Here is a 14,075-nt window from a genome sequence, read left to right on the forward strand (position 1 = left end):
GCCAGCGCATATTGCGGAGCCGTGTTGAGATAGGCCTTGTTGACATCATAGATACCGACCTGCGCATAGCCGAAATCGGGGATGAGCGTCTTGATCCGCGTGCCCCATTGGCTGACCGGCCAGTTGTAGATGTAATTGCCGCGCATATTGCCGCTGGGATTGCCGCAGAATGTGAGATTGATGAAGTCGCAGGAAAAGGCGGCGAAATCCTCGCCGATCGTCAAACGGCCGATCTTCCAGTCCCATGTCCCGTTCGCAAAGGTCTGATCATAGTAGAACTGGGTCAGGCGGACGATATTGCCGCGTCCATGCAATTCGTTGACACCCATCAAAGTTCCGAGGTCAGCGGCATTGCCGAGGCTGGATCCGCTGCGCGATGTCAATGTGATCTGGAATATGGCGTTGGGGTCGCCCAGAAGCCGCTGGAGGTCGAAGGTCGTGCCGAAGGTCGCCTGTCCGGCATTGACGACATATTGATCCTTGCCACCCGTCCAGTTTGTCACGCTCTCTGAGACATAGCCGATCTGGAAATCAATGCCCATGTCGTGAAGCTGTGTGCGCAGGCCTCCCATATCGCCAAATAGATGATCTCGCGTCCAGAAATCGTCGGCAGTAGAGCCGGCTTTTACCGAAGGTTGTCTCACAATATCTGCGGCATAAGCTGGAGAATGGGGCGTGACAAAGAGGAGCGATGTTTGAATACAAACGAGGCTCGTCATCACCCATTTTATGGTTTTCATGATCCTCCCTCTTCCTAATTTATATTTGCCTATTCTTGTTTAGGCGATGACCAATACCTTTTCTCGCTGTCCCTCGACACGTCGGGATCAAAGAGGTGTGGTGTGGCATCGTGATAGCACCGTCGGTGTAGCAAAGGCTCAATGAGGCATTCTCGGCGAGACTTTGTGTACACGCCATTTCAGCGGTGACAGGTCCAAGACATTGATGGAATAAGGGACATGCCGCCTGGTGACATACACGCAAACGCTGGCTTGAGTATGTTGTTAAGGCAAGACTAGAGAAACCTTGATCCGGGCAGATGTGGCGTTTTCGATTGATCCAAACATCATTTACTTATCGTGAATGCATGTCAGTCTGCCTGTTACTCCCCAGCGTCATTACTGGTCTCGGCTTCCCCCTTGATGCTCGAGGGGTCAATTTCGTCCGACTATTTATGTCTTAGACACAGATATAATTACGTCATGGTCACTGGCTGTCAAGAGGATGTGATTTCGATCCCACGGCCAGATTCGCAGCGCGCCTGACTTCAATTGGAGCGGATTAAGCATTAAATAGAGGAAAGAAATCAGGAAAATTGGTTAATATCCGGAAGTGGCGGCCCAAAAGCGTCTTTGCGCTCGAAATCGAAAGGGGCTTTTGTTGACGAAACCAGCGATAAAAGGCGGGGATACCGAACTCATTAAAGTCATCAACCGCTTCAATATTCTTGATGCGGTTCGCCGTTTCGAGCCGCTTTCGCGTGCCGATATTGGCAAGCATACCGGTCTCAGCCGCTCTACGATTTCGGGAATTGTCGCCGGTTTATTGCAAGAAGGCCTCGTTTGCGAAGAAGGCGTTGACGGATCGGCAGCCGCAACCAGAGGGCGACCGACAAATTTGTTGCGGCTCAATCCAAATGCCGCTTTTGTTGTCGGAGCCAAATTGGCGATGCATCAAGTGATTATCGTCGTGACGAATTTGCGTGCCGAGCCTCTGGCGCAGCTGGTTTTACCCATTAGACCGTGGCGACTTGGGCCTGAGGCAATTGCGACACTTCTCGATGACGGAATTCGCGCTGTTATCACGCGGGCGGGTCTGATGCTTGATCAGATCGCAGGCGTTGGCATCGGGCTCCCAGGTTTCATCGATTCGGAGGAAGGTATTTCCTATTGGAGCCCCATTCTCGCTGCTGATCCTATCGCCGTTCGGTTCTCCGATATGCTGCGTCAACATCTGGACTTGCCCGTCACCCTCGAAAATGACGCGAACCTGCTCGCCCTGGCGGAACGGTGGTTCGGGCACGGTCAGGATGTCGACAATTTTGTGGTTATTCTTATCGATGCCGGCATCGGTATGGGATTGTTCATCAATGGTGATCTGTATCGCGGCCATCATCATATTGGGACGGAGTTTGGGCATTCTAAAATCGATCGCCACGGACCTCGCTGCCGTTGCGGACAAAATGGATGCATCGAAGCGTTTACAGCCGATTATGCGATCTTGCGCGAGGCAAGGAAGGTCATGGACATGCCTCCCGCCGACGATGAAGCCGCAGTGGCGGCGGCCGTGGAAAATGTGATCCGAATGGCCAGAGGCGGCAACGAAAAACTCCAGGAAATCTTTAAGAACGTGGGGGAAATCCTCGGACTGGGGATCGCCAATCTCATTAATATCCTTGACCCAGCAAAAGTTATTCTTTCAGGAACAAACATGCATGCGATGGATCTCATCGGTCCGTCTCTTCATGCCGCAGTCGCTGGCAGCACGCTGTCCGTCTTGAAGGGCAGATGTGAAATTATCCTGCACGACTGGAATGATGAAGTGTGGGCTCGCGGGGCAGCTTCCCTCGTGCTCGAAGGTCTCTACCGGAAACCGTGGAGTTCCGCAGTCGGGGCAACGATTGAGATCACTCAGCAGCCAAATACGACACGCGTCTCGTGAGACACAGAGGTTAGCCTGAACGCTTCGCGGCCGGTAAGGCATAAAATCACGAAGTTTGAACCAATTTCTCAAACATAAAGTTGCCGCGTAGCCAAGCACAATTTTTGATGACATTATCATCAAAAATTAAGCCGCTTCCTTTGGCGCTGCTTCACCTCTAGCAAGGCCGCCCCTCTCCGTTTGAAAAGAGAGGCCTCTCTTTTGCGGCAATTGGTTATGAAACGAGCCTTCAGGCAAACCCGTTTTCGGCCACGCTATAGCGTCACCTCAAATTTCCATAAATTATCAATATGATCGTAGACAGACCGCAGGTATGAGCGGCCGTGACTCCATACTCGAGATTCGAAAGGAAGCCATTTCCCGAAAAAACTCGTTGCCCATGCTCACTGGCCCTGCGGCGAAACGGGTAGAGCTGCACCGATCTCATTCTTTCGGCAGAAACTGGCGGCGCTTGACAAGGAAAATCCCCCTATTTATGAATAATACTAATACATAAATATGGGTCAGCATTCACCAGCTGCTGCCCTTCTCAAATAACCTGTGTGACCAGGCTTGGTTAAACGACTCAGGCGCAGGGAGGATGTGATCGTGCAGACCATAGCCGTCGATATCGGAGGCACATACGCGAGATTTGCTGTTGCCGAGGTGGCTGGCGGTCGAGTGACTGCAATGCACAACCCCATTACAATGAAAGTCTCTGAGCACGCGAGCTTTCAACTGGCATGGCAAGCCTTCGCAGAAGAAGTCGGAAAACCCATGCCTCGCGCGGCGGCAATAGCTATGGCCTGTCCAATCGATGGCGATGTGTTAAAGCTGACCAACAATCCCTGGATCATCCGGCCGGCGTTGATCCCGGAAAAGTTGAATGTAGAGGCATGGACTCTCGTCAATGATTTTGGCGCTATTGCTCATGCAGTTACGCAATTGGACGAAAAACAACTTGTTCTTGTGGGCGGTCCCGATCGACCCTTACCAGATGACGGGGTTATTAGCGTCATCGGGCCTGGAACTGGTCTCGGCGTAGCGCAAATTCTTCGCCGAAACGGCCAATATCATGTGATGGAATGCGAGGGCGGTCATATCGATTTCGCACCGCTCGACAGTTTGGAAGATGAGATTCTCCAATATTTGCGTCAACGCCATAATCGCGTTTCCGTAGAGCGGGTGATTTCCGGCCCGGGCCTGAGCAATATTTATGAGGCCCTCGTTTCAGTCGAGGGCATGACGGTTGAGGCAATTGAAAACACCAAATTGTGGGAACTTGCCGTCAATAACAAGGATAGTCTTGCAGCTGCCGCGCTTGATCGTTTCTGCCTGAGTCTGGGGTCTGTCGCAGGCGATATCGCCCTGGCTCAAGGTGCCAAGGCGGTTGTCATCGCAGGAGGCATAGCCCCGCGTATCGCGCATTTCCTTTCACGATCCGGCTTTATCGAGCGTTTCGTCGCAAAGGGCCGGTTTGCGCGCATGATGACCGAAATTCCCATTCGTCTTATCACGCATCCGCAGCCCGGTCTTTATGGAGCCGCGGCCGCATTTGCAGACAAATATACTGCAAATAATTACAATCAATCTGGCTAAAAACTGAGAGAGACTTAGGAAAGCCGTCGGGTTTTCCGATGATAAGGTTGTTGAAAAAGCAACTGATCATGGGAGGCAAAGAGTGAACAGTTCATCCACATCTATCAAAAGTCAGCAATCAAACGGGCAAATACTTTATCTTCGGCTTCTGGTTTTTTCTCTATTTTTCATATTCGGCGGGATAACCAGTCTGAATGATATTTTATTGCCGAAGTTAAAAGGCTTATTCGAGCTTAATTATACTCAGGCTATGCTGACACAATCGGTCTTCTTTGCAGCATATTTCCTGGTATCCATGCCGGCAGGCTATCTTGTGCGTCGGCTTGGATATATGGCGTCCGCCGTGATCGGCCTTCTTACGATGACATTGGGATGCCTGTTGTTTATTCCGGCATCATTGTCTGCTACCTTCGCGATCTTCCTGTTTGCATTATTCGTCGTCGCCATCGGGATCACGACTGTTCAGGTTGTGGCAAATCCCCTCATTTCAATTCTCGGCGATCCAAGTACAGCGCATAGCCGTCTCACCTTTGCTCAAGCTTTCAATGCGCTCGGCACGACCGTCGCGCCCTATATCGGTGCGCGGATAATTCTAGGATCACTTTCCAGTACCGATCAAAAGTCTTTGGCAGGGGATGCCTTGGCCGCCTTCCGCGCGACGGAAACGCATACAATCGTACAAACCTATCTCGGCATCGCGTCGATCCTTGCCTGTGTTTCCCTAGCGGTATGGATCAACAGAGGAAAACTCAGAAGCGTGTCGACGAAAAAGGTTCGATTGCTTTCCGCAGTCGATTTGCTTCGACGCCCCCGTTTCGTGTTCGGTACGATTGGAATCTTCGCCTATGTCGGCGCGGAAGTCTCTATTGGTAGTCTGCTTGTGAATTACCTGATGCAACCAAGCGTATTCGCGATCGACGCACGTACGGCCGGTGAATTCGTCGCCTTTTATTGGGGTGGCGCCATGATCGGACGCTTTGTCGGTGCCGCCTTGTTGCGTATCTTTTCTCCCGGCAAGGTTTTGTCGGTCGCTGCAATCATTGTTCTGGTTCTGCTGGGCATATCTGCCAATTCCGTTGGTCTACTTTCGGGCTGGTCCATTCTTCTCGTCGGTTTGTTCAATTCAATCATGTTTCCAACGATCTTCTCATTGGCATGTGACGGCCTTGGTGAGAGGGCTCCAGAAGGGTCGGGTCTGATTTGCATGGCAATCGTGGGCGGGGGAATTCTACCGCTTCTAACCGGCTTCGTCGCCGACAGAATAGGGCTTTCCGCGGCTCTCGCCGTACCGGCCATCAGCTATGCGACGATCGCCTCTTTCGGATGGTATACGAGGCGGAGGGACACCTCCGAGCAACCCGAATTTGCAATAGGGCACGGGCATCCCTGAATCGGTCTTTGTCTCTTGCGATTTGAAATACCGTTTCAACCGCTATGCATTGATACCGATAAGGCTCTCACAGTGATCTTCTATCGTATCAACCTGCATCACACTTTCATTGGGCTATATCGCCATGTCATCACGAATTGTTACGGTTGAGCCTTTTGATCTTGTCGTGTTCGGTGGCACTGGCGATCTTGCCTATCGCAAGCTGTTTCCAGCCTTGTTTCGGCGGTTTCTCGACAAACAGTTTCATAAGCCGACGAGAATTATCGCGGTGGCCAGGCAGGAAATGCAGACAGATGAATTTCGCGGTGCCGTCGAAAAGGCGCTCGCGCATGTCTGTCACGGTTCGATGCAACAATCTGATGAGGTGGCGTGCTTTATCAAACTCGTGGATTATATCAATGTCGATGCCCTTGGAGAACTCGGCTGGGCGGAGTTGGTCGCCAGACTGAATGATAACAAAAACCGCGTGCGCGCCTTTTATCTTGCGACTGGTCCGGACCTTGTGGGTCCTATCGTCAAACGGCTTGCGGCTCATGACCTGGTGACGGAAGAAGCACGCATTATCATCGAAAAACCGATCGGACATGATGGTATCTCCGCCGGCCGTATCAACGATGTGATCGGACAAGTTTTTGCCGAGCAGCAAATCTACCGGATCGACCATTATCTCGGCAAGGAAACAGTCCAAAACCTGATGGCATTGCGCTTTGCCAATGCCTTGTTCGAACCATTATGGAATTCCGGACACATCGATCACGTACAGATCACGGTGGCGGAATCGATCGGTGTCGAAGGAAGGGGAGCCTATTACGACAAATCGGGCGCGCTCCGTGACATGGTACAAAATCATCTGTTGCAGCTTCTCTGCCTCATTGCGATGGAACCGCCTGTTTCTCTCGACGCGAATGCCGTTCGAGATGAAAAGCTGAAGGTTCTGAAAGCGTTGACCCCGATTGATTCGACAAATGTCACAAGTTTGACGGTCCGTGGCCAGTATCGCGCCGGTGTCAGCGATGGTGCAGCGGTACCAAGTTACCTGTATGAAATTGGTCAGGAACAAAGCAATACGGAAACTTTTGTTGCATTGAAAGCAGCGATTGCGAATTGGCGGTGGGCGGGTACTCCGTTTTATCTGAGAACCGGAAAGCGTATGCCGCGGCGTGTTTCGGAAATCACCATTGCTTTCCGTCGTATCCCACATTCAATTTTTCTGCGGGAAACCGGCCCTATTGCGGAAACGCGGCTCACCATTCGTCTCCAGCCCGATGAAGGGATCAAGCTCTGGCTGATGCTCAAGGAACCCGGACCAGGTGGCATGCGTCTCAAACACGTGCCGCTGGACATGAGTTTTGCCGAAGCGTTCAGCGGTGATCCACCTGAAGCTTACGAGCGTCTGTTGATGGATGTCATCCGTGGCAATGCGACCTTGTTTATGCGTCGCGATGAAGTCGAAGCCGCGTGGAACTGGATCGATCCTATCTTTGATGCGTGGAACGAGCTGAGGGAGCCGCCACGCTCCTACATCGCAGGCAGTTGGGGACCCTCGGCGTCCATTGCTCTCATCGAGCGGGACGGGCGCAACTGGATAGGGGATGACGGATGACATATCATAAAGTGCCGAGCGGCGCCAAACATCCGGTATATATATTCGCTGATCGGCAAGCGCTGGCAGATGCGCTGGCTGAGAATGTGGCTATCGCACTTGAGAATAGACTGCAGCGGAGCGAAAGGGCGGCGTTGGCGCTGTCCGGCGGTGAGACGCCCGCCCTGTTTCTGCAGGCCCTTTCGCTGCGCGAGATCGCTTGGGACCGTATCGACGTCACGCTTGTCGATGAGCGATGGGTCGATGAAGCTTCGGAAAGGTCGAACGCCCGCCTTGTCAGGCAATGTCTGTTGCGCAATAAAGCAGCGGCGGCGCGCTTCCTGCCACTGTATACCGGTGATGCCACTCCGGAACAGGCTTGTCTGAAGATCGAAAGCGCGATCAACGCACTCCCCTTGCCCTTTGCCGCGATCGTGCTCGGCATGGGCCCCGACGGCCATACGGCATCCTACTTCCCCTATGGCCATCGCCTGGATGCGGCATTGGATCCGGCTGCGACAAAGGCCATTGAACCGATGCGCGCGCCGAATGTTCCAGAGCCACGGATGACGCTGACTTTGCCGCTCCTGGCGTATGCCGATTGGATCGGGCTGCATATCGAGGACAAGGAAAAGCTTAAGGTTTTTGAAAAGGCGGAAGGCTCTGGGCCTGTCCAAGCCTTGCCTATCCGCGCGGTGTTGCACGAGGCTTTGCGACCCGTGGAAGTCTTTTGGTGTCCCTGATGCGGTCGGCCTTTGAAAAAGGGAGACATCGATGACCAATAGAGAAATGAATGCGCGCGTCGGCGCCATTACCGAGAGAATTGTCAAACGCAGCCACGACACGCGAACGCGATATCTCGAACGTATCGGAAAGGCTGCTTCGGACGGTACGCAACGTTCGCATCTAGGCTGCGCGAACCAGGCACATGGATTTGCGGCCTGCGGCATCGCAGATAAAGGTGTCCTGCGCGGCGGCGTTGCGCCGAATCTCGCAATCATCACTGCCTATAACGACATGCTCTCGGCGCATCGACCTTATGAGCATTATCCTGAACTGATCCGCTCTGCAGCGCGTGAAGCTGCATGTACGGCACAGGTGGCCGGCGGCGTGCCGGCGATGTGCGATGGCATCACGCAAGGGGAAGCGGGGATGGACCTGTCGCTGTTTTCCCGCGATGTCATCGCCTTGTCGACCGCCGTGGCACTGTCGCATCAGACCTTCGATGCCGCGGTCTATCTCGGCATCTGCGACAAGATCGTGCCGGGTCTCGTCATCGGCGCGCTTTCCTTCGGTCATTTGCCGGCCGTCTTCATCCCCTCGGGGCCGATGCCGTCGGGCATCCCCAATCCCGAGAAGGCCAAGGTGCGCCAGCTGTTCGTCGAAGGCAAGGTTGGGCGCGAGGCGCTGCTCGATGTCGAGGCGCGATCTTATCATGCGCCTGGCACCTGTACTTTCTACGGCACGGCGAATACCAATCAGATGCTGATGGAGATCATGGGCCTGCATCTGCCGGGCGCCTCTTTCGTCACACCGGATACGCCCTTGCGCGAGGCCCTGACACGGGCCGCGGCGACACGCGCACTGGCGCTGACCGCGCTCGGCAATGAATATACGCCAATCGGCCGGCTGCTCGACGAACGCGCTTTCGTCAATGGCATCGTCGGGCTGAATGCGACGGGCGGTTCGACCAATCACACCCTGCATCTGGTGGCGATGGCCGCGGCCGCAGGGATCCTCATCGATTGGCAGGATTTTGCCGACCTTGCCGAGGTGACCCCGCTATTGACGCGGATTTATCCCAACGGCAGCGCCGACGTAAACCATTTCCATGCGGCGGGCGGCATGGGGTTCCTGATCCGGGAACTGCTTGACGTCGGCCTTCTGCATCGGGATGCCGGGACGGTGTTCGGTCAGACCCTGGAAGCCTATACGCAGGAACCGGGCCTCGATGGGGACGGCGCGCTGGTCTGGCGCGATGCTCCGGCACAGAGCGGCGATCCCGCCGTCTTGCGGCCAGTCGCCGACCCCTTCCAGGCGACGGGCGGCCTCAAGCTGCTGAACGGTTCGCTCGGCCGCGCCGTCATCAAGACGTCTGCGGTCGCGCCGGAGCGCCATGTCATCGAGGCGCCCGCACGGATTTTCCACTCGCAGGAAGCCCTGCAGGCCGCCTTCAAAGCCGGAGAGCTTGAGCGCGATGTCGTGGCGGTCGTGCGGTTCCAGGGACCGAAGGCCATCGGCATGCCGGAACTGCACAAGCTCATGCCGCCGCTCGGCAGTCTGCAGGATCGCGGCTTCAAGGTGGCGCTGGTCACCGACGGGCGGCTGTCGGGGGCTTCCGGCAAGGTGCCCGCCGCCATTCATGTCACGCCGGAAGCGGTGGAAGGCGGCCCGATCGCGCGTCTGCGCGATGGCGACCTTGTCCGGCTCGATGCTGTAGCCGGCACATTGTCCGTGTTGGTCGACGCGCAGGAATGGGCGGCGCGGCCTCTGGCGGCCGAGGATTTGAGTGCGGCGCATGAGGGCGTTGGGCGCGACCTGTTCGCGCCGTTCCGGACTGCCGTCGGCAGGGCCGATCAGGGTGCCAGCATTTTTACCGGAGGGGCCGCATGACTCATGCTTCCGAATACCGAGACTTGTCCGCACTCTTGAGCCTCGCGCCGGTGGTGCCGGTGGTGACGATCGAGACGCTGGCCGATGCCGTACCTCTGGCCCGCGCGCTGGTGGCGGGCGGCCTGCCGGCCATTGAGGTCACCCTGCGCACACCGGTCGCGCTGGAGGCGATCCGGGCGATCGCCGGCGAGGTCGAAGGTGCGATCGCCGGTGTCGGCACCGTACTCGAGGCGGCCCAGCTCGCCGCCGCCCACAAAGCCGGGGCCCGTTTCGCGGTGTCTCCCGGGGCGACCGATCGTCTGCTTGATGCGGCTGAGGGCGAGGGCCTGCCGCTGCTGCCGGGGATTGCCACGGCCTCCGAAGCCATGGCCCTGATCGAACGCGGCCTGACCCATGCCAAATTCTTTCCGGCGGAGCCTGCCGGCGGCGCGACCTATCTCGCAGCTCTTGCAGCGCCTTTGCCCCAGCTCACATTCTGTCCGACGGGCGGCATCACCCTGGAGAGCGCCCCCCGTTATCTCGCTTTGCCGAATGTCATCTGTGTCGGCGGCTCCTGGATGCTGAAACGCGATCAGATCGCGGCGAAGGATTGGGTCGCCATTACCACAGCGAGCGCCGCAGCAAGAGCCCTGAAGCCATGACAATCTCTGCCTTGCCGGGAGGGTGGAGCGCTGCATGTGCGGCGGGCTTGCGGACCTAACAGCAAGAAGACCTGTTCTTCCATTAAACTTGACGAGATGTGTCATGACGATGTCTGTGCAGCACAATCCTCTCGCGGACCTGTTTCCAGCGCAAGGCGATATTCCTCCTGCCTATGCGCTGCCCGAACCGGTGGTTCAGGAGATGATCCTGATCGGCGGGGAGCTGCGGCCATGGACTGGTCCGATGCGCACCGTCATTTCGCCAGTCTATCTGCGCCGCGGCGAGGCGCTGGAACCCTGCGAGATCGGCCGATTTCCCGAGGCGACAGTGGCCGAAAGCCTCGCCGCGCTCAATGCGGCGGTCGCGGCCTATGACAAGGGGCGCGGCACCTGGCCGACGATGAGCATTGCCGAACGCATCGCCTGTATGCAGGATTTCACCCGGAAGATGATCGAAAAACGCGCCGAGGTCGTGCGGCTGATCATGTGGGAGATCGGCAAGAACCTGCCCGATGCCGAGAAGGAATTCGATCGCACCATTGATTACATCAAGGCGACGATCAATGCCGTGCGCGATCTCGACAATGACAATTCCCGTTTCGTCATGGTCGAAGGCACGATCGGCCAGATCCGCCGCACGCCCCTCGGCGTCGTCTTGTGCATGGGCCCGTTCAATTATCCATTGAACGAGACATTCGCGACTTTGATACCGGCCCTGATCATGGGCAATACGGTTGTGTTCAAAACCCCGCGCTGGGGCGTGCTTCTGTTTACCCCGCTCATCGAGGCGTTCCGCACCTCCTTTCCCAAGGGCGTCATCAATTTCGTCTATGGCCAGGGCCACAAAGTCATCCCGCCGCTGCTTAATACCGGCGTGATCAATGTGCTGACACTGATCGGCTCCAGCAAAGTCGCCGATGAGTTGAAGAAGCAGCATCCGAAGGTCAACCGGCTACGCGCGGTGCTCGGGCTCGACGCCAAGAATGCCGCCATCGTCCTGCCCGATGCCGATCTCGATCTGGCGGTGCGGGAATGCCTGTCCGGCGCCCTGTCGTTCAATGGCCAGCGCTGCACCGCGCTGAAGATGCTGCTCGTCCACAGCTCCATCGTCGACGAATTCCTTCAGCGTTTCGTCACCGCACTCGGCAAGCTCGGGCGCGGCATGCCGTGGGACAAGGGGGCGGCGCTGACGCCTTTACCCGATATCGGCAAGGCCCAGCACATGCACGATCTCGTCGAGGACGCGCTGGCGCTGGGGGCACGGATCGTCAATGCTGAGGGCGGCGCCTCCTGCGCCACCTTCTTCGAACCCGCGGTGGTCTATCCAGTGAAGGAAGGCATGCGGCTCTATCGCGAGGAGCAGTTCGGCCCGGTGGTGCCGGTAACGCCCTTCGACACGATCGAGACCGCGCTCGATTATGTCATCTCTTCCGAATATGGCCAGCAGGTGTCGCTGTTCAGCGTCAATCCGGATGTCATCGCTGAACTCGTTGATCCGCTGGTCAATCAGGTATGCCGGGTCAATCTCAACTGCCAGTGCCAGCGCGGGCCGGATGTGTTTCCCTTCACGGGGCGCAAGGATTCCGCCGAGGGCACGCTGTCAGTGACGGATGCGCTGCGCTCATTCTCGATCCGCTCGATGATCGCCGCCAAACAGACTGACGACAGCAAGAAGCTGCTCGATGATATCGTCCTTAATCACAAGTCGAAGTTCATCAACACACGATTCGTTTTCTGAATGCATCGCAACCATTGACAGGGAGACGGCCCCGGGCCGGTTCTGATCATGCGCCGTTATCGCCGTGCCAAAATTGTCGCGACGCTTGGGCCCGCCACCTCCTCCAGGGAGGCCATCCGCGCCCTGTTCGAGGCGGGAGCCGATGTCTTCCGGTTCAACTTCAGCCATGGCAGCCATGAGGAGCACCGGGCGCGTTACGAGATCGTCCGCGCACTCGAGACGGAAACAGGACGCCCGATTGCCGTGCTGGCCGATCTGCAGGGTCCGAAACTGCGCATCGGCAGGCTCGCCGCGGGCCCGCTGATGCTCGAGAAGGACAGCCGCTTCGCCTTCGACCTCGACCCCGCTCCCGGCACCAGGGAGCGGGTTCCGCTGCCGCATCCGGAAGTCTTCGCCGCACTCAAGCCGGGCGTCGAACTGCTGATCGATGACGGCAAGCTGCGCCTGGTGGTCGAGGAAGCCAATGAAGCATCCGCCGTAGCGCGGGTCGTTGTCGGCGGTCCACTCTCCGAACGCAAGGGCGTAAGCGTCGTCGGCGCCGTGCTGCCGGTCTCGGCCCTGACCGAAAAGGACCGGGTCGATCTCGCCTTCGCGCTGGCACTCGGGGCCGACTGGATTGCCTTGTCCTTTGTGCAACGGGCGGAGGATCTCGATGAGGTGCGGACCCTTGCCAATCGGCCCATCGCATTGATGGCCAAGCTGGAAAAGCCCTCCGCCATCGAGGGGCTCGCGGCGATCATCGCCGGCGCCGATGCGGTCATGGTGGCGCGCGGCGATCTCGGGGTCGAAATGGCACCGGAACAGGTGCCAATCGTCCAGCGCCGCATCGTCCATGCGGCGCGTGCGGCGGGCAAACCCGTGATCGTGGCGACGCAAATGCTCGAATCCATGATCCAGGCACCGACGCCGACGCGCGCCGAAGCTTCCGACGTGGCAACGGCAATCTATGAAGGCGCCGATGCCGTCATGCTGTCCGCCGAGACTGCCTCGGGACATTATCCCGTCGAGGCGGTGGCGATCATGAACAGGATCATCGAAGCCGTGGAAGCCGATCCGCACTATCGCGCGGGCCTCGATGCCGCGAACCCCGCGCCGCAGCCGGAGGTCTCCGACCTCATCTGCGATGCCTTGCAGCGTTCGGCGGCCATCCTGCCGATCGCCGCTTTGGTAACCTATACGACCTCCGGCTACACCAGCCTGCGCACGGCGCGCGAACGGCCAGCCGCGCCGATCCTCAGCCTCACGCCGGAACGCGCCATCGCCCGCCGCCTTGCCCTCGTCTGGGGCACCCATCCCATGCTTTCGCGCCAGTTCGACCATGTTACCGATATCGTCGACGACGCCTGCGCCATGACCCGTCAGGAGGGCCTTGCCACCTCAGGCGATCTCATCGCCATCGCCGGAGGCATGCCGTTCGGCGTCAAGGGATCGACCAATCTGCTCAGGATCGCGCAATTGCCCGCGTGAACGTCGGTGGAAACATAGCTTCTGCCTGATGTCGAAGAGAGCGGCACGATGATCCCGGACAAGTCTAGGCGGTAGTGACGATTTAATATTTTGGGGATTCCCAGAGAGGCGCAAATCAGATTCAACGCTGATTTTTGAAAGATCAGCCATGGACTGTGATGAACTGCGCGATGACCAGTGGGAGCGCCTGAGGCCACTGGTCCCAGGCGGGGGTAAGGGCAAACGCGGACCTCGCACGGACAACCGCAAGTTCCTCAATGCGTTGCTTTGGATGGCCCGCTCAGGTGGGCGCTGGCGAGATCTTCCCGAGCGGCTTGGCGACTACGCGACGGTGAAGAGGCGCTATTATCGCTGGATCGAGATGGGTGTTCTCGATGCCATGTTTGAGGCACTTGCCCGCGAAGC

At 57.4% G+C, this 14,075-nt stretch carries 11 protein-coding genes; 10 read left to right on the top strand and 1 reads right to left on the bottom strand.

Features of this window, described 5'->3' with window-relative positions:
- On the bottom strand, window positions 1-740 hold a 740-nt coding region (locus DL88_RS17830; RefSeq protein ID WP_210165334.1), incomplete at its 3' end, for a carbohydrate porin.
- A 640-nt stretch (window positions 741-1,380) separates the two neighbouring features.
- Between DL88_RS17830 and DL88_RS17835 the strand changes: the two genes are divergently transcribed.
- The 10 genes from DL88_RS17835 to DL88_RS17880 all read left to right on the top strand — a co-directional run.
- Window positions 1,381-2,661 carry an ROK family transcriptional regulator gene (locus DL88_RS17835; protein ID WP_169741604.1) on the top strand — a complete coding sequence of 427 codons (1,281 nt, stop codon included), beginning with the start codon at window positions 1,381-1,383 and terminating at the stop codon, window positions 2,659-2,661.
- A 582-nt stretch (window positions 2,662-3,243) separates the two neighbouring features.
- A complete protein-coding gene (glk, locus tag DL88_RS17840) occupies window positions 3,244-4,239 on the top strand; it encodes a glucokinase (RefSeq protein ID WP_245270950.1) in 996 nt (331 codons plus the stop codon).
- 82 nt (window positions 4,240-4,321) lie between these two features.
- Entirely contained in the window at window positions 4,322-5,629 is a 1,308-nt protein-coding gene (locus DL88_RS17845) for a sugar MFS transporter (protein WP_051956150.1), read from the top strand.
- Between the two features lie 124 nt (window positions 5,630-5,753).
- A complete protein-coding gene (gene zwf, locus DL88_RS17850; protein ID WP_034999278.1) occupies window positions 5,754-7,232 on the top strand; it encodes a glucose-6-phosphate dehydrogenase in 1,479 nt (492 codons plus the stop codon).
- Window positions 7,229-7,954 (top strand): 6-phosphogluconolactonase, encoded by a 726-nt coding sequence (gene pgl / locus DL88_RS17855; RefSeq protein WP_084705277.1) that lies wholly within the window; start codon window positions 7,229-7,231, stop codon window positions 7,952-7,954. Before zwf ends, pgl begins: the two co-directional genes overlap by 4 nt.
- Window positions 7,955-7,985: 31 nt before the next feature.
- Window positions 7,986-9,824, top strand: a complete 1,839-nt coding sequence (gene edd, locus DL88_RS17860; protein WP_034999263.1) for a phosphogluconate dehydratase — start codon at window positions 7,986-7,988, stop codon at window positions 9,822-9,824.
- Window positions 9,821-10,465 (top strand): bifunctional 4-hydroxy-2-oxoglutarate aldolase/2-dehydro-3-deoxy-phosphogluconate aldolase, encoded by a 645-nt coding sequence (gene eda, locus DL88_RS17865; RefSeq protein WP_034999265.1) that lies wholly within the window; start codon window positions 9,821-9,823, stop codon window positions 10,463-10,465. Before edd ends, eda begins: the two co-directional genes overlap by 4 nt.
- 103 nt (window positions 10,466-10,568) lie before the next feature.
- Window positions 10,569-12,203, top strand: a complete 1,635-nt coding sequence (locus tag DL88_RS17870) for an NADP-dependent glyceraldehyde-3-phosphate dehydrogenase (RefSeq protein WP_034999267.1) — start codon at window positions 10,569-10,571, stop codon at window positions 12,201-12,203.
- A 48-nt stretch (window positions 12,204-12,251) separates the two neighbouring features.
- A complete protein-coding gene (pyk, locus tag DL88_RS17875) occupies window positions 12,252-13,670 on the top strand; it encodes a pyruvate kinase (RefSeq protein ID WP_034999269.1) in 1,419 nt (472 codons plus the stop codon).
- 148 nt (window positions 13,671-13,818) lie between these two features.
- The coding region (locus DL88_RS17880) for a transposase (protein WP_034992387.1) at window positions 13,819-14,075 on the top strand (257 nt) is incomplete at its 3' end.

Source organism: Beijerinckia mobilis, from assembly GCF_000745425.1.
Lineage (GTDB): Bacteria > Pseudomonadota > Alphaproteobacteria > Rhizobiales > Beijerinckiaceae > Beijerinckia > Beijerinckia mobilis.